At 64.9% G+C, this 16,193-nt stretch carries 16 protein-coding genes; 3 read left to right on the top strand and 13 right to left on the bottom strand.

Annotated elements, in window-relative coordinates:
- Positions 1 to 3: 3 nt before the first annotated feature.
- Entirely contained in the window at positions 4 to 477 is a 474-nt protein-coding gene (locus EDF71_RS08995) for an RDD family protein (RefSeq protein ID WP_133856243.1), read from the top strand.
- A 32-nt stretch (positions 478 to 509) separates the two neighbouring features.
- On the opposite strand, the gene EDF71_RS08990 is transcribed toward EDF71_RS08995, so the two are convergent.
- The 8 genes from EDF71_RS08990 to EDF71_RS08955 all read right to left on the bottom strand — a co-directional run bounded on the left by EDF71_RS08990 (position 510) and on the right by EDF71_RS08955 (position 10,032).
- Complete coding sequence (locus EDF71_RS08990; RefSeq protein WP_133856242.1) at positions 510 to 1,655, bottom strand: M20 family metallopeptidase; 1,146 nt, start codon at positions 1,653 to 1,655, stop codon at positions 510 to 512.
- 39 nt (positions 1,656 to 1,694) lie between these two features.
- Positions 1,695 to 2,573 (bottom strand): alpha/beta hydrolase, encoded by an 879-nt coding sequence (locus tag EDF71_RS08985; RefSeq protein ID WP_133856241.1) that lies wholly within the window; start codon positions 2,571 to 2,573, stop codon positions 1,695 to 1,697.
- A gap of 30 nt (positions 2,574 to 2,603) precedes the next feature.
- A complete protein-coding gene (locus EDF71_RS08980) occupies positions 2,604 to 3,608 on the bottom strand; it encodes an oligopeptide/dipeptide ABC transporter ATP-binding protein (protein WP_133856240.1) in 1,005 nt (334 codons plus the stop codon).
- Entirely contained in the window at positions 3,605 to 4,582 is a 978-nt protein-coding gene (locus EDF71_RS08975; RefSeq protein WP_133856239.1) for an ABC transporter ATP-binding protein, read from the bottom strand. Before EDF71_RS08975 ends, EDF71_RS08980 begins: the two co-directional genes overlap by 4 nt.
- Entirely contained in the window at positions 4,582 to 5,508 is a 927-nt protein-coding gene (locus tag EDF71_RS08970) for an ABC transporter permease (protein ID WP_243854236.1), read from the bottom strand. The genes EDF71_RS08975 and EDF71_RS08970 overlap by 1 nt, the downstream gene beginning before the upstream one ends.
- Positions 5,508 to 6,482, bottom strand: coding sequence for an ABC transporter permease (locus EDF71_RS08965; protein WP_133856238.1), 975 nt, complete (start codon positions 6,480 to 6,482; stop codon positions 5,508 to 5,510). Before EDF71_RS08965 ends, EDF71_RS08970 begins: the two co-directional genes overlap by 1 nt.
- Before the next feature lie 178 nt (positions 6,483 to 6,660).
- Positions 6,661 to 8,277 (bottom strand): ABC transporter substrate-binding protein, encoded by a 1,617-nt coding sequence (locus EDF71_RS08960; protein WP_133856419.1) that lies wholly within the window; start codon positions 8,275 to 8,277, stop codon positions 6,661 to 6,663.
- A gap of 141 nt (positions 8,278 to 8,418) precedes the next feature.
- A complete protein-coding gene (locus EDF71_RS08955) occupies positions 8,419 to 10,032 on the bottom strand; it encodes an ABC transporter substrate-binding protein (RefSeq protein WP_133856237.1) in 1,614 nt (537 codons plus the stop codon).
- Positions 10,033 to 10,381: 349 nt separating this feature from the next.
- On the opposite strand from EDF71_RS08955, the gene EDF71_RS08950 reads away from it, so the two are divergent.
- Entirely contained in the window at positions 10,382 to 10,942 is a 561-nt protein-coding gene (locus tag EDF71_RS08950) for a DUF1439 domain-containing protein (RefSeq protein WP_166656493.1), read from the top strand.
- Between the two features lie 87 nt (positions 10,943 to 11,029).
- Positions 11,030 to 11,725, top strand: coding sequence for a glutathione S-transferase N-terminal domain-containing protein (locus EDF71_RS08945; RefSeq protein WP_133856235.1), 696 nt, complete (start codon positions 11,030 to 11,032; stop codon positions 11,723 to 11,725).
- Between the two features lie 64 nt (positions 11,726 to 11,789).
- Here the strand turns inward: EDF71_RS08945 and EDF71_RS08940 are convergent, their stop codons facing one another.
- From EDF71_RS08940 to EDF71_RS08920, 5 genes are read right to left on the bottom strand one after another with little or no spacing between them, the layout of a single operon-like run.
- Positions 11,790 to 12,146 (bottom strand): RidA family protein, encoded by a 357-nt coding sequence (locus tag EDF71_RS08940; protein ID WP_133856234.1) that lies wholly within the window; start codon positions 12,144 to 12,146, stop codon positions 11,790 to 11,792.
- Positions 12,147 to 12,182: 36 nt separating this feature from the next.
- A complete protein-coding gene (locus EDF71_RS08935; RefSeq protein WP_133856233.1) occupies positions 12,183 to 13,322 on the bottom strand; it encodes an FAD-dependent oxidoreductase in 1,140 nt (379 codons plus the stop codon).
- A gap of 1 nt (position 13,323) precedes the next feature.
- Positions 13,324 to 14,721, bottom strand: coding sequence for an NAD(P)/FAD-dependent oxidoreductase (locus EDF71_RS08930; RefSeq protein ID WP_133856232.1), 1,398 nt, complete (start codon positions 14,719 to 14,721; stop codon positions 13,324 to 13,326).
- A complete protein-coding gene (locus tag EDF71_RS08925; RefSeq protein ID WP_133856231.1) occupies positions 14,714 to 15,055 on the bottom strand; it encodes a (2Fe-2S)-binding protein in 342 nt (113 codons plus the stop codon). Before EDF71_RS08925 ends, EDF71_RS08930 begins: the two co-directional genes overlap by 8 nt.
- Entirely contained in the window at positions 15,045 to 16,187 is a 1,143-nt protein-coding gene (locus EDF71_RS08920) for an FAD-dependent oxidoreductase (protein ID WP_133856230.1), read from the bottom strand. The genes EDF71_RS08925 and EDF71_RS08920 overlap by 11 nt, the downstream gene beginning before the upstream one ends.
- Positions 16,188 to 16,193 lie beyond the last annotated feature (6 nt).

Raw genomic sequence — 16,193 nt, 5'->3', positions numbered from 1 at the left:
AAAATGGATAACAGCGATCTGGAATATGTAGGCTTTTGGGCGCGCGTCGGTGCGGCCTTGATCGATACCGTGGTGTTGCTGGTCATCATCACCCCGGCCCTGGTGGCGATATACGGATGGGAGTACTTCATGGCGGAAGGCCTGGTGCAAGGCCCGGCCGATGTACTGATCAGCTGGGTGCTGCCTGCGGTTGCCTGCATCTGGCTGTGGCACAAGCTGCGGGCCACGCCAGGCAAGATGCTGATTGGGGCCGAGATTGTGGATGCCGAGACCGGAGAGGCGATGAGCCTGGGCCAATCTGTCGTCCGCTACCTCGGCTATTTTGTGTCCATCATTCCGCTCTGCCTGGGCCTGATCTGGGTGGCCTTTGACCAGCGCAAGCAGGGCTGGCACGACAAGATTGCCGGCACGGTGGTGGTGCGCCGCAAGGGTGGGCGCACCCAGCCGGTCACGTTCAAGGACCAGCGGCTGGGCTAAGCCGGCCCGCTTCTGGGGCCAGCCTGCGCCTCTCAGTCCAGGTGGGTCAGCAGGTGCAGCCAGAAGCGCGCCCGCATCTCCAGTGTCGACACCAGGATGTGCTCGTACACCGTGTGGGCACCGTCACCATCGGCTCCAAGGCCGTCCAGCGATGGCACGCCCATGGCCGAGGTGAAGTTGGCATCGCTGCCGCCGCCGGTGGGGGGCGCTTCTTCCAGCGCAAAGCCGGCTTCGCGGGCCGATTGCTGGGCCTTGGCCAGCAGTGCTTCGGCGCGTGCGTCCTTGACCATCGGCGGGCGGTTCACTTCCACATCGATATCCAGCGCCAGGCCTTCACCCACAGGGCGCAGTGCGCGCATCTTGCCCACCAGCTCATCGGCGGCCTGCAGATCGGGCAGGCGGAAATCGACCACGCATTTGCAGAAGGCCGGCACGGTGTTGGTGGTGGTGCCGCCCTCGATGGTGCCCACGCTCACGGTCACGCCGCGTTGGTAGTCGGTCATCGCTTCCAGCGCCAGGATCTGGTGCGCCATTTCGCGGATCGCGCTGCGGCCCTTGTCATGGGCGACGCCGGCATGCGATGCCAGGCCCTTGACGCCCAGGCGCAGCATGCCGGTGCCCTTGCGTGCGGTCACGCAGCGGCCGCCATTGGCGCGGGCAGGCTCGGCCACCAGGCAGTAGCGGGCATTGCGGGCAAAGGCCTCGATATGCTTGCGCGATGCGTGGCTGCCGGTTTCCTCGTCAGGCACGATCAGCAGGTCCACCGGCAGCGGGGTGCTGCCTGGCGTGGCCACGGCGCTCATGGCCGTCAGCGCCAGGTAGATGCCGGCCTTCATATCGTAGCCGCCGGGGCCGTAGAGGCGGTCGCCTTCAATGCGGATCGGGTTGTCGGCCAGCATGCCGATGGGGTGCACGGTGTCTGCGTGGCCCAGGATCAGCAGGCCTTCACGGGTATCACCCTCGGCGCGGTTCGTGATGTGCAGCACGGGCAGCACCGGGCCGGGCGCATGCTTGCCTTCGGCCTGGGTCTCGATCACCGTGGCGCGCAGGCCAGCGGCTGCGGCCTGGGCGCGCATCATCTCGATCATGCGGGCGATCGACGCAGGGTTGTTCGATGGCGATTCGCAGCGCATCCATTCCGAGATGCCGTCCACCAGTTGTTGCGTTGTTGCTTGCATGCTTGTTCCTTGGGTCTTGTCGAAAAGTGATGTGGGTGGTCAGGCGGTGACGCGGCCAGCCCAGGGGGCCAACCAGTCCGCATCGGGCATGCGCCCCTCAAACCACAGATGGGCGCAGACATGGCTCATGGCCTCGCCATCGTGGCCGATGCCTGCCACTTCATGCAGCTGCCAGGCCAGCGGAATGCCCAGCCGGGCTGCGGCCTGTAGGCCGGCTGCATAGTAGTGGTGGGCACGGGCAAAGCGGTGCGGGCCCTGGCGCAGTGCGGCGGGCTCGGCCGGCAGGTTGGGGTCCTGGGTGTCGGTGTCGCGGTCGCCCGCCAAAATGACCAGCGGGGTGCGCAGCAGCTGGGCCAGCGCCCCATCGGCCAGGCCAATGCCGGACAAGCCTTGCGGAAAATCCTGCTGGGCATCGGGCAAGGTGTACCAGCCCGGGTTGCCCGCCGCCACGCCGGCAAAGCCGGCAGCACCCAAAGTGCTGACCAGGCGGTGCACAAACTGGCCGCCGGCCGAATGGCCAAACAGGTAGAGCGGCTGCTGCTGCACCACCCCGGCATCGCGCAGCTGCCGGGCCAGGTTTACCACCGCCTGGTAGGCCCAGTAGTCACGCGGCTGCAGGTCGCCCTCTTCGCTCCAGACGCTGCCGTTGTTGTAGCTCTCCACGCCCGGCCAGTGCTCGTTCCCAAAGGTGGGGGCGATGATCTGCAGGCCATAGCGGTCTGCCGCGGGCATCCAGAAGTCGCGGTAGTCGTCGCCATTGCGCAGCACGCCGTGCTGCACCAGCACCACCGGTGCATCGGCGGCTACGCCTTCAGGGCGGTAGCAGTTCAGGGTGATCGGCAGGTAGAGCGCGCCGTCACCGGCTTGCCAGTCGATGGCAAAACGGCCGTGCTGCTGGGTAAAACGTTGCCAGTCCATGCGGTAGTGTCCTCCGTAGTCGTCCAGCGATCAGTCCAACAAATGACAGGCGGTCACATGGCCGGCTGCCGTCTCGCGCAGGCGTGGCACCTCCTGCTTGCAGCGCTCCATCGCATGCGGGCAGCGCGGGTGGAAGGTGCAGCCCGAGGGCGGGTTCAGCGGCGAGGGGATCTCGCCCTTGATCGGGGTGAACACGCGCTTGCGCCGGCCCACATCGGGCACCTCGGCCAGCAGCGCCTGGGTGTAGGGGTGCTGGGCCTGGCCAAAGATCTCGGCCGTGGGCGCCATCTCCACGATCTTGCCCAGGTACATGATGGCCACCTTGTCGGAGATGTGGCGCACCACGCCCAGGTCATGGCTGATGAACAGGTAGGTCAGCCCGCGCTGGGCGCGCAGGTCCATGAACAGGTTGATCACCTGCGCCTGGATGGACACATCCAGTGCGGCCACCGGCTCATCGCAGACCAGGAACTCCGGCGTCACCATCAGCGCGCGGGCAATGCCGATGCGCTGGCGCTGGCCACCGGATATCTGGTGCGGCAGGCGGGCGCGGTACTCGCTGGCCAGGCCCACTTCGGCCAAGGCGGCATCAACACGGCCGGGCACTTCGGCCGCTGGTGCCAGCTTGTGCACATGCAGCGCCTCGCCCAGGATCTGGTGCAGCTTCTGGCGCGGGTTGAGCGAGGCCTGCGGGTCCTGAAACACCATTTGCACGCCCAGGGTGTAGGCCAGCTTGTCCTGGCCGCCCAGCTGGCTCACATCCTGGCCCTTGTAGAGCAGCTGGCCTTCGGTCGCAGGGTGCAGGCCGGCCACGACGCGGCCCAAGGTGGACTTGCCGCAACCGGATTCGCCCACCAGGCCCAGCACCTCGCCCTTGGCGATCTGCAGGTTGACGCCGTTGACGGCATGCACGGTGCGCGTCTGCGCAGGCTGCCGGGCGACGGCGCCGACAATTTTCTGCAGCAGATCGGGCGCGCTGACAAAGCGCTTGTGCACATCGCGCAGTTCAATCACAGGGGTAGTCATCGCGGTCATGCGGCAGGTGCCTCCAGCGGTACAAAGCAGCGGAATGCGCGGCCGGGAATGGTAGTGACGGGGGGCTGCTCATCAACGCAACGCGGGGTGGCGCGGCCGCAGCGCGGCGCAAAGGCGCAGCCGGGCACGCGGCCCGACAGGCTGGGCGCCATGCCGTTGATCTGCGTGAGCCGCTCGCCCGGCGTGGCCTGGGCGGGCAGCGAATTGAGCAGGCCCTGGGTATAGGGGTGGCGCGGGGCATCCAGCACCTCGGCGACGGTGCCGGTCTCGACAATGCGGCCGCCATACATCACCGCCACCCGGTCGGCCAGCTCGGCGATCACGCCCAGGTCGTGGGTGATCCAGATCAGCGCCGTGCCCTGGGCCTGGCAGATCTGCTGCATGCGGTAGAGGATCTGGCCCTGGATGGTGACATCCAGCGCCGTCGTGGGCTCATCGCAGATGATCAGGTCGGGGCGGTTGAGCATTGCAATCGCGATCGCCACGCGCTGGCGCATGCCACCCGAGAACTCATGCGGGTAGCTGCGCAGGCGCTTCTCCGGCGCGGGAATGCCGACCATGGCCAGCGCCTCCACGCAGCGCTGCAGCGCCTGTGCCTTGGGCAGCTTCTGGTGCGCGTCGATGGCTTCGAGCATCTGCTCTTCGATGCGCAGCACCGGGTTGAGCGTCATCAGCGGATCCTGGAAGATCATCGCGATGCGGTCGCCGCGCAGCTTGCGCATGGACTCGGCCGACAGTTCGCGCAGGTCCTGGCCCTTGAACAGCACCTTGCCCTGGGTGACTTCACCGGGGGCATCGATCATGCCGAAGATGGAGAAGCCGGTGACCGATTTGCCCGAGCCGGATTCACCGACCAGGCCCAGAATTTCACCCGCCTCCAAGCGGATATCGATGTCGCTGACGGCGGGCCAGGCGCCCTCTTCGGTGTGGAACACCGTCTGCAGATCTTGTACTTCAAGCAAAGGGATAGTCATTACTTCCTCGGGTCCAGAGCTTCACGCAGGCGGTCGCCGATCAGGTTGATCGACAGGATCAGGGCCAGCAGCGCCAGGCCGGGGAACATGCTGATCCAGTAGTCACCCGACATCAGGTACTGAAAGCCGTTGGCAATCAGCAGGCCCAGGGAGGGTTCGGTAATCGGCACACCCACGCCCAGGAAGGACAGGGTGGCTTCGAGCACGATGGCATTGGCAATCTGGATGGTGGCAAACACCATCACCGGGCCCATGCAGTTGGGCAGCAGGTGGCGCGTCATGATGCGCCAGCCGGGGAAGCCCAGGTTCTTGGCCGCCTCGATGTATTCCTTCTTGCGCTCCTGCAGGGCACGGCCGCGCATGATGCGCGCGTAATGCGCCCACTGCACCAGCACGATGGCGATCACCACCTTGTCCACCCCCCGGCCCAGAATGGCCAGCAGCACCAGCGCCACCAGGATGGTCGGAAAGCCGAGGATGAAGTCGACGATGCGCATCAGCACCGTATCGACCCAGCCGCCAAAATAGGCCGCAACCAGGCCCACCAGGCTGCCGATGATGGTGGCGAGCACCACGGCGCTCAGGCCCACCATCAGGCTGATGCGCAGGCCATGCAGGATGGCCGAGAGCATGTCGCGGCCCTGGTCGTCGGTGCCCAGCCAGTAGGTCATGCCCGAAGCGGCTTCGGATACCGGCTTGAGGCGGCCGTCCATCAGGTCGAGCGCGCCCAGGTCATAGGGGTTTTGTGGCGACAGAAACGGCGCCAGCAGCACCACGGCCAGCAGCAGCACGAGGGCAATCACCGCACCTTTGACGGAGGGCTTGCTGCGCAGTTTCTTCAGAATGGCACGCCGCTGGGGCGTGTCTTGCAGGGGCTGGGCCCGCTTGCTGGGATCGATGGTCATCAGGGATTTATCGGGCTGCATCATTGGGCCTCCTGCAGCTGTACGCGCGGATCCAGCACGGCATAGGCCAGGTCCACCAAGAGGTTGATCATCACGAAGATGAAGGTGACCAGCATCACATAGGCCACCACCACCGGGCGGTCGAGCTTGTAGATGCTGTCAATCAAAAGCTTGCCCATGCCGGGCCAGGCGAACACGGTCTCGGTGATGGTCGAGTAGGCGATCAGGGTGCCGAACTCCATGCCGATCACGGTGACCACGGGGATGAGGATGTTGCGCAGGATGTGGCGGGTCAGGATGCGGCGCTCGCTGATGCCCTTGGCGCGCGCGAACTTCACATACTCCTGGGTCTTGGCCTCCATCACGCCGGTGGCGGTAAGCCGCAGCACCAGCGCGATATTGCCCAGCGCCAGGTTGATGGCCGGCAGCATCACATGGCTCCAGCCATCGGCAGTGAACAGCGACAGCGGCACGCCCAGCACATTGACCGTGTCACCCCGGCCCGACGACGGCAGCCATTGCAGCCAGACGGCGAACATCAGGATCAGCATCATGCCCTGCCAGAAGTTGGGCAGCGAAAAGCCCAGCACCGAGCCACCCATCAGGCTGCGGCCCAGCGGCTTGTCGTTGAAGAGGCCGGCCACCAAGCCCAGCGGAATGCCGATCAGGCAGGTCAGCCCAATGGCGACCACGACCAGCTCGAAGGTCGCGGGAAAGCGCTGCACGATCAGCTCGATCGCGGGGATGCCATGCACAAAAGAGGTGCCCAGGTCGCCCTGGAAGGCGCGGGTCAGAAAACTCCAGTACTGCAGCCAGACCGGCAGGTCCAGCCCCAGGCGCTTGATCATCGCCTGGCGGTCTGCATCGCTGGCCTCGGCGCTCACCAGCAGCTCGATGGGGTCGCCCACCGCGTAGACCGCCATGAACACCACCAGCGAGACCGCCAGCAGCACCAGAAAACTTTGCACCATGCGGCGCAGGATATAGACGATCACATTACGTCCTCAAAATTAGAATGCCATGCGCTGTCACCTGCATGGTTGTCGCCCTCTGTGGAGTCTTTTCATCGTGGGGCGTACAAAATCACAAAGCCCGCATGGCCCCACCACTGGAGCTGGATGCGGGCCATGCCAGGGACCGGGCCTGTCTTGCGCCCGGTGTGGCATCAGCTTGCTATTTCGGTTTGACCGACATGGCCAGCGTGTACTGGTCGCGTCGGCCTTCGTAGCTCAACCCTTTCTTGAATGCCCAGATGCTGCTCTCGAAGTGCAGCGGAATCAGGGGTACATTGGCCAGCGCAATCTGCGTGGCCTGCTGGTAGGCGGCCTTGCGCGCGTTCGCGTCCATCTGCGACATGGCCGGCACAAACACCTGGTCAAACGCGGGCAGGCTAAAGCCGCCATAGTTGCTGGTGCCCAGGCCCTTGTCCTTGTCGGTAGTGGCCACCCAGTACTGGAACAGGCCCGAGGCCTCGCCGTTCTCCGATGGCCAGCCGCCCATCGCAAAGCTGAACTCGCGCTTGGCGCGCTTGGGGAAATAGATGGCTGCCGCCTGTGCATCCACCGTGGTCTTGATGCCGATGCGGGTCAGGTACTGGGCCACCGCCTGCGCGATCTGGCCGTCGTTGATGTAGCGGTCATTGGTGGTGGTCAGGGTCAGCTCAAAGCCTTGCGGGTAGCCGGCCTCGGCCAGCAGCTTCTTGGCGGCTTCGGGATCGAACTTGATCTCGGTGGGCTTGTCGAGGCTGCCGAACATGCCCGTGGGCATGTACTGGTTGGCGACGGTGGCCATGCCATCCATCAGCCGTTGCACGATGGCCTTGCGGTCAATGGCCATGTTGATGGCCTGGCGCACGCGCAGGTCCTGCAGCGGGTTCTTGCCATCGGCGGCCTTGGCAAACGGGCTTTGTGCGCGGCCGGCATCCGGCTGGAAGAAGATCAGCCGGGTGGACGGCGTGGCCACAAAGTCGAGCTTGCTGTTGTCCTTGATGCGCGGCAGGTCGCGCGCAGCGGGGCTTTCGATGATGTCGTAGTCCCCGGACATCAGGCCCGTCAGGCGCGGGCCGGCATTGGGCACGGGCACCATCTTGACGGTCTTCCAGTGCGGCTTGCTGCCCCAGTAGCCTTCGTTGCGCTCCATCTCGATACCGGTGCCCTTGACATAGGACTTGAGCTTGTAAGGGCCCGTGCCGATGGACAGCTTGCCGGTGTTGAAATCGGCCACCGTGGGCCAGGGCGAGGTGACGCCGCAGCCTTCCTTGGGCGCAAAGCGCAGCTTGTCGAACTTGGCGATGCCGCTCCAGATGATGGGCAGCGAACGCGCCAGCTCATTGGGCATCGTCGGGATGGGCCGCTCGCTCTTGATGATGACGGTGTAGTCATCGGGCGTCTGCACATCGCTGAAGCTCTGAGCCGGCTCCATGTAGGAGCGTGAGACATTGGTCTCGTTGTTCAGCACGCGGCACAAGGTGAACAGCACATCCTTGGAGGTGAAGGGCTCGCCATTGGAGAACTTCACGCCCTGGCGCAGCTTCAGCTCCCAGGTGTTGTCATCGACGGCGCGCCAGGACTGGGCCAGCCCCGGGATCAGCTCCATCTGCGCGTTGCGGTTGATCAGCGACTCGAAGATATGGGCCGAGAACGCGTCGTTGGTGGTGACCTTGTGGTAATGCGGGTCAGCGGCGGTGGGCTCGGAGGCGAGGCCGATGGTCAGCGACTGGGCGGCAGCCATGCCCGCAGGCAGGGCCAACGCAGCCAGGCTGGCCAGCGACAAGGGTGTGCGGCGCGAGATCTTCTTGATAGACACAGGTCGTTCCTCCTTGGTTAAAAGCCTCGTAGGGCAATGCAAGTGCCGTGCCACTACCTATTCCTCATCGCCCACGCCGGGGTGCAAGAACCTGTTCTAAGACCCCGGCTGCCGCAAGCGCCTTGCTTACTTGGCGGGCTTGACCGACGTCGCCAGCGTGTACTGGTCGCGGCGGCCTTCGTAGCTCAGCTCTTTCTTGAAAGCCCAGATGCTGCTTTCAAAGTGCAGCGGGATCAGCGGCACGTTGTCCAGTGCGATCTGGGTGGCTTGCTCCAGCATGGCCTTGCGCTTGGCAGAGTCCACCGTCTTGGCTGCCGGGATGTAGACCTTGTCGAAATCGGCATTGCTGAACGCGCCGTAGTTGCTGGTGCCCAGGCCCTTGGGCGAATCGGTGCTGGCCACCCACAGCTGGAACAGGCCCGAGGCTTCGCCGTTCTCCGAAGGCCAGCCACCCATCGGGAAGCTGAACTCACGCTTGGCGCGCTTGGGGAAGTAGATGGAGGCGGTCATCGCATCGACCTTGGTCTTGATGCCGATGCGGGTCAGGTACTGCGCCACGGCTTGCGAGATCTGCGCATCGTTCATGTAACGGTCGTTGGTCGACGACAGGGTCATCTCGAAGCCGTTGGGGTAGCCAGCTTCGGCCAGCAGCCTCTTGGCGCCTTCGGGATCGAACTTGATCTCGGGGGCCTTCACGCTGCCAAACATGCCATCGGGCATGTACTGGTAGGCGGGGGTGGCCATGCCGTCCATCAGGCGCTGCACGATGGCCTTGCGGTCGATGGCCATGTTGATGGCCTTGCGCACGCGCAGGTCCTGCAGCGGGTTCTTGCCATCAGGGGCGGTCACAAAGGGCGACTTGTCGCGGCCAATGTCGGGCTGGAAGAACACCAGGCGGGTGGATGGCGTGGCGACAAAGGCCAGCTTCTTGTCTTCCTTGATGCGGGCCAGGTCGCGGGCGGCCGGGTTCTCGATCAGGTCGTAGTCACCAGACATCAGGCCGGTCAGGCGGGGGCCGGCATTGGGCACGGCCACCATCTTGACGGTCTGCCATGCAGGCTTGGGGCCCCAGTAGCCGTCATTGCGCTCCAGGGTGATGGCATTGCCCTTCACATAGGACTTGAGCTTGAACGGGCCGGTGCCAATAGCCATCTTGCCGCTGTTGAAATCGGCCACCGTGGGCCAGGGGCCCTTGTAGCCGCAGCCTTCCTTGGGCGCGAACTTGAGCTTGTCGTGCTTGATGATGCTGCTGGAGATGATGGGCAGGTTGCGCGCAAACTCGGCCGGGATCAGCGGCACAGGCTCGGCGGTCTTGACGATCACGGTCAGGTCATCGGGGGTCTGCACGTCGGTGATCAGCTTGGTCGTATCCATGTACGACTGCGAGACATTGGTCTCGTTGTTCAAGGTGCGGCAGATGGTGAACAGCACGTCCTGCGAGGTGAAGGGCGCGCCGTTGGAGAACTTCACATCCTTGCGCAGCTTGAACTCCCAGGTCAGGTCGTCCAGGTTCTTCCACGAGGTGGCCAGCGAAGGCACCAGCTCCATGTTGGCAGTACGGCCCACCAGCGAGTCATAGACATGCGCCGAGAACGAGTCGTTCGTCGTCATCTTGTGGTAGTGGGGATCGGCCGCTGTCGGCTCGGAGGCCAGGGCAATGGTCAGGTGTTGGGCGTGGGCGGCGCCAATGAGCGAGGCACCCACCAGCGCCAGGGCGCGCTTGTTCAATGCGAAATTCATGTCTGTCCTTGGGATCTTGGCTGGCACTGCATGGATGCAGCGCTTTCGAACCGGGAGGCAGGACGTTGGTGCACCAGCGCGCGCCATCATCCGCAGCCGGAAAGCCTGCGAATTCTCACACGAAAATTACATCGGCTCACGCTCACGCGGCCCGCGAAAAGTGGGCATTTACCCCAATAAAACAAGGAGATGGGCCATCTTTACCTGACATTGTTCGTGCAGCACACAATGTTATGCAAGCTGCGCAACAATGCGATCCCTGCGGGTGGGAAAATCCAGCACACGTACCGCACCCAGATCGGTACGATGCGCATCCACCCGCCACCTGCCAATACGCTTTCCAACCCCTATGCGCCGCCGCCTTTTTTTGGCCTCCAGCCTGTTTGCCGCCAGCATGCTGGCCGCCTGCTCCCTGCTTGCCCCTCCCAGTTACACCCTGTCTGCCGCCGAGCTGCAGACCATCGTGGCCAAGTCCTTCCCCCGCTCTTATCCACTGCTTGGCTTTCTGCAGCTTGATGTGCAGGCCCCCAGCCTGCAGCTGCTGCCCGAGAGCAACCGCATCCAGGCGACGATGAGCGCCGACATGTCTGGCAAGGTGCTGCCCCACCGCCTGGACGGCACCATGGTGCTGGACTTTGCACTGCGCTATTCGCCGGCCGACCACAGCCTGCGCGCCACCCAGGTGCAGGTGAAGTCGCTGCAGATGAACGGCCTGCCCGAGGCGATGGAGGTGATGCTGCATGCCTATGCGCCGCGCGCGGCCGAGCATGCGATGGAGGATGTGGTGGTACACACCTTGCGCCAGGAGGACCTGGACCGCCTGGACAAGGCCGCCGAGCTGCCGGCCACCTTCAAGGTGACCGCCGAGGGCCTGCGCATCGAATTTGTGAAGCCCAAGGACGAGAAGTAGGCCGACAGGCCTGCGCCCAATCTGCTTTATGCTGCTGGCAAGGCGCACACCTGCAAGCCGCCTGCCTATTGTTTGGAGAGATCCCTCATGAGCACCCTTGCCGATTTCAGTATCACCCGCAAATGGCCGGCCACCCGGCCTGATCTGCTGCAGCTGTATTCGCTGCCCACGCCCAATGGCGTCAAGGTCTCCATCCTGCTCGAAGAACTGGGCATGCCCTATGAAGTGCACAAGATCAGCTTCGAGAGCAATGACCAGACCTCGCCCGAGTTTGTCGGCACCTTCCCGAACAACAAGATCCCGGCCATCATCGACCCCAATGGCCCGGGCGGCCAAGCGATTGCACTGTTCGAGTCCGGCGCCATCATGGTCTACCTGGCCGAGAAGACCGGCATGTTCCTGCCGCAGGATCCCGTCAAGCGCTACGAGACCCTGCAGTGGCTGATGTTCCAGATGGGCGGCATCGGCCCGATGTTTGGCCAGGTCGGTTTCTTCAACATCTTTGCCGGCAAGGATTTTGAGGACAAGCGCCCCCTGACCCGCTATGTGGACGAATCCAAGCGCCTGCTGACCGTGCTGAACAAGCACCTGGCCGGCAAGGAATGGGTGGCCGGCGACACCTACACGATTGCCGATATGGCCATCTTCCCCTGGATCCGCAACATGATCGTGCGCTACAACGCCGAGGCCCTGATCGGCTGGGGCCAGTACCCCGAAGTCAGCCGCGTGCTCAGCCACTGGCTGCAGCGTCCGGCCGTGCAGCGCGGTTTGCTGATCCCCTGATCTGCTGAATCTTCCAACAAAAAATGCCAGCCCGAGGGCTGGCATTTTGCTGTGTAGCAGACGCTTAAACGGCTGCGCTCACGATGATTTCGACCAGCAGCTCGGGACGAGCCAGCTTGGCTTCGCAGGTCGCGCGGGTCGGCATATTGGCCTTGTCGGCCCATTCGCCCCAGACCTGGTTCATGCCGGCGAAGTCCTTGTCGATGTCCTTGAGCCAGATCTGCACGGTCAGCAGGCGCGCCTTGCTGGTGCCTGCTTGCTGCAGGTAGCCGTCGATCTTGGCCAGCACGTCGCGGGTCTGGGCGCCAATGTCGCCCGAGATGTCGCCAGCGGTCACGCCCGCCACATAGACTACGCCGCCGTGCACAACGATGCGGCTGAGGCGTTCATTGCTGTCAATACGTTGGATGTCGTTGCTCATCATTTACTCCCTGAGATAAAAATACGACCGCTGCAGCTAGGCAGCAGCAAAGCGGTCTACACGAAACGCCGAAATCGGCAAGGTACTGGTGCCCTGGGTCACCAGCTCGGCCACAATGCAGCCGGTAATCGGACTGAGCTCAAAGCCATGGGCAGAGAAGCCAAAGGCATGCACGAGGTTATCAGCCCCGGCACTCGGGCTGATGACAGGAATCTCATCGGGCATAAAGCCCTCGATACCGGTCCAGGCCCGCGCGATGCTCACATCGCGCAGATGCGGGAACAGGTCGATGACGGTCTGCGCGCTCTTGGGCATGCGGTTGAGGTCGACCATCGCATGGCGCTGGCTGGCATCGGCCTCGCAGCGCAGGCCGCCACCAATCACTACCGTGCCATTGTCGAACTGCTTGAACGACAGCGGCCGGCCCATCGCGCCCAGCACGGGTTTGACAAACGGCGCCACACGCTGGGTCACCATCAGCATCAGGCCGCCCGCCACCATCGGCACCGGGTCGCCCACCTGCGCCGCAAAATCTGCCGCCCAGGCGCCTGCGGTGTTGACCAGCCAGGGTGCATGGAACCTGCCCTGCGCGGTGCTGGCCTGCCACATGCCGCTTTGCTGGTCCACCCGCAGCACAGGCGCCTGCTCGACGATCTGCACGCCCAGCTTTTCTGCCGCCAGGCGGTAGGCCGTGGCCACCTTGTAGGGCAGCGCATAGCCATCGCGATCGGCCCAGATGCCGCCCACCACATGGGGCGAGATGCTGGGCACCAGCTCGCGCACCTGCTGCTGGTCCACCCATTGCTCATGGAAAAAACCCAGGCCGCTGAGCATGGCCACGCGCGCCTTGGCCTTGATCTCATCGGCCTCGTTCTCGGCCACCTGCAATTGGCCCGAGGGCACAAAGCCGCCGTCGCTGCCGATGATGTCGGCCAGGCCATGCCAGAGCTGCTCGCGCGCGGCCAAGGCCAGCGGAATCTCGGCCACATGGCGGCCCAGGGTGCGCACGCCACCGGCATTGACACCGGAGGCATGGCGGCCGCAGTACTCGGCCTCCAGCAGGCGCACGCGCAAACCTGCCTTGGCCAGCTGGAAGGCGCTGGAGAGGCCTTGCAGGCCGCCCCCGATCACCAGCACATCGCTGCTGCCCGATGCCGGGCTGGCTATGCCGGCCATGTCACAGGCCTGCGGCCAGCTGGGCCAGCGACAGCGACTTGAGCGGCGGACGGATGCGGTAGTAGCCCACGTCCTGCGGCGACAGCTTGGCTTCCTTGGCGATGATTTCGGTCACCGTCAAACCGCATTGGCGGCCCTGGCAGGGGCCCATGCCGCAGCGGCTGAAGGACTTGGTCTGGTTCGGGCCCACGCAGCCCAGTTGCACCTGCTCGCGGATCGAGCCGGCAGTCACCTCTTCGCAGCGGCAGACGACGACCTCGTCGGCCGGAATGCGGAACTCGTCCTTGGGCCGGTACTGCTGGTTCAGGAAGGGGCGGATGCGCAGATGCTGCGCGATCTGCGCACGCTGCTGGGCACCGTCTTCGCTCGTGCCAAAGCCCAGGCTGTTGGCCACGGCGATGCCGGCCAAGGCACCCTGCATCTCGGCCACCAGTGCGCCGCCAATGCCGGCGCCGTCACCGGCGATATAGATGCCGGGCAGGCTGGTCTGGCCCCATCTATCGAGCACGGGCACCCAGCACAGCTGTTCATCGTCCCAATGGTGCTCGGCCCGCAAGGACCAGGACACCTGGGTGTTGGGCACCACGCCCTGGTGCAGCAGCACCAGTTCGCAGTCGATCTGCTGGGCGCGGCCCGCGCTGCTAAAGCTCACCAGCCGCACCGCGTCTTCCCCCTCAATGCGCAGGCCGCCCACATCCTTGAAGAAGGGAATGCCGGCCGACTTGATCTCGCGCAGCAGGCCCAGGCCCTTGCGCACATAGCCCCAGCCGGCCAGCAGCGACGAGGCATGGCTGATCGCCAAACGCCAGTCGGTGCCCGCCGAGGTGTCGAGCACCGCGCGGATTTCCACACCGGCACGCAGGTACTGCGCGGCCAGCAAATAGAGCAAGGGGCCGCAGCCCGCCAGCACCACCGGCACCTGGGGTACAACGGCGGCGTTCTTCAGCAGGATCTGGCCGGCGCCTGCGGTCATCACACCGGGCAGGGTCCAGCCCGGCACGGGGAAAGGCCGCTCCATCGCGCCGGTGGCAACCACCAGCGACTTGGTCTCGATGCGGGTGGTGCGGTCGTTGCGCAGCACATGCACCGTCTTGTCAGGGTCGATCTGCCAGACCGAGGCGCCCGCCCAGTGGGTCAGGCCACTGGTGCGGATCTGCTCGGCCAGCGATTTGCCGTAGACATAGTCGGAGCCGAGGATGCGCTCACGCTGGGCATCGGTCTCGGTGATGCTGCGGTAGATCTGGCCGCCCACCTTGGGTTGCTCGTCCAGCAGCAGCACATCCAGGCCGCGCCGCTTGGCCGCCAGGGCCGCTGCCATGCCGGCGGGGCCGGCGCCGATCACGACCAGGTCGCGCACCTGGCTGGGCGCGTCGTTCAAAGGGATAGTGGGGTTAGACATGCTTGGCCTCCTGCGCATCCAGCAGGCTGGGCGCCGCTTGCATGGTGGTCACTTCCATGCCGTCTTCGGGGGTGATCAGGCAGGCCTGCTGGTTGGGCCGGCCATTGACGTCGACCATGCACTCAAAGCACACGCCCATCATGCAGTAAGGCGCGCGGGCGCCCTGGCCCACGGGCGAGACACGCACCGCGGTAACGCCAGCCGCCAACAGGCCAGCGGCCAGGCTGGCGGCGGGCGACATGCGCACCACGGCGCCGTTGACCAGCACCGACACCGTGCCAGCGGACCCGGCCTGGTGGCCAGGGAGGTATTTGAAAAGGGCTTTAGATGCCATAGGGTTTCACTTCCGTTTCCGGCGTAAATCGTGTCGCGGGGAATGCCTCGATGGCGGCCGGCCGCAGGCCCGTGGCCACCCAGGGGGCGATGCAAAAGACGTGCTGGGCCGCCAGGGTGACGCCGCTGTGGCAGGTCACCGCAAAGGCGCCGGGATGGCTCTCGGACTCCTGGTACATAGGAAAGCCGTCGGGCGACATCACCCGCAGCGCGGCCCAGGTGCGCACCACGCGGGCCTTGGCCAGCAACGGGAAGCACTTGACCGCACGCGCCGCGATCTTGGCGCTGACCGGCACGCGCACCATGTCGTCAAAGCCCAGCTCCTCCATCGAGTCGCCGATCTGCACCGTGCCCTCATCGGTCTGGCGCACATAGTTGGTGGGGTGGGGCAAGAAGGGCTGCACCCGCTCGGTGATGAAGACCTGGCCCTTGTTGGGACGCACCGGCACAAACATGCCCACCATGGCCGACAGCTTTTGCGTGGCATGGCCGGCAGCAATCACGATGCGCGGCGCCTGCCAGGTATGCGTTCCAGCGCTGACGTGGAAGATGCCGCCTTCCTTGCGGATGGCATCGACCTGCATGCGGTTGTGGATGCGCGCGCCCTTGGCGATGTTGGCGCTGTAGAGCGCCCGCAGCAGCTTCAAGGGGTTGCAGTGGCCGTCCATCGCCGAGTAGGTGGCGCCCACCACCTCGGGGCCCAGGCCCGGCAGCTGCTGGGCGGCCTCGTCGCGGCTCAGCACCGTAGTGCGGTAGGCGGGGTCGCCCACCTCGGACTCCAGCCAATGGAGCTTGGCCAGGCGCTGGGCCATCTCTTCCTCGCTCAGGCAGATGTGCAGGCCGCCGGGCTGCATCAGCTCGACGTCGATGCCGGTCTGCGCCTGCAGCTCATCGCGCAGTGCAGGCCACTGGCGGGCCGAGCCAAAGCTCCAGCGGGCGTAGTCCGCCATGCCGTAGCCCTTGCCCTGCACCCAGACCAGGCCGAAGTTTCCTCGTGAAGGGCGAATCGTGTCGTCCGCGCCGTCGATGATCGTGACCGACAGACCCTGGCGCAGCAGCCCGTAAGCCACGGAACTGCCCACCAAGCCTCCCCCAATCACAATGACATCGCTGCTATGTGTGTTGTTGTTCATTCTTCT

The sequence above is a fragment of the Comamonas sp. JUb58 genome (assembly GCF_004364775.1).
Classification (GTDB): domain Bacteria; phylum Pseudomonadota; class Gammaproteobacteria; order Burkholderiales; family Burkholderiaceae_C; genus Comamonas.
This window is presented reverse-complemented; position numbering and strand designations above follow the sequence as displayed.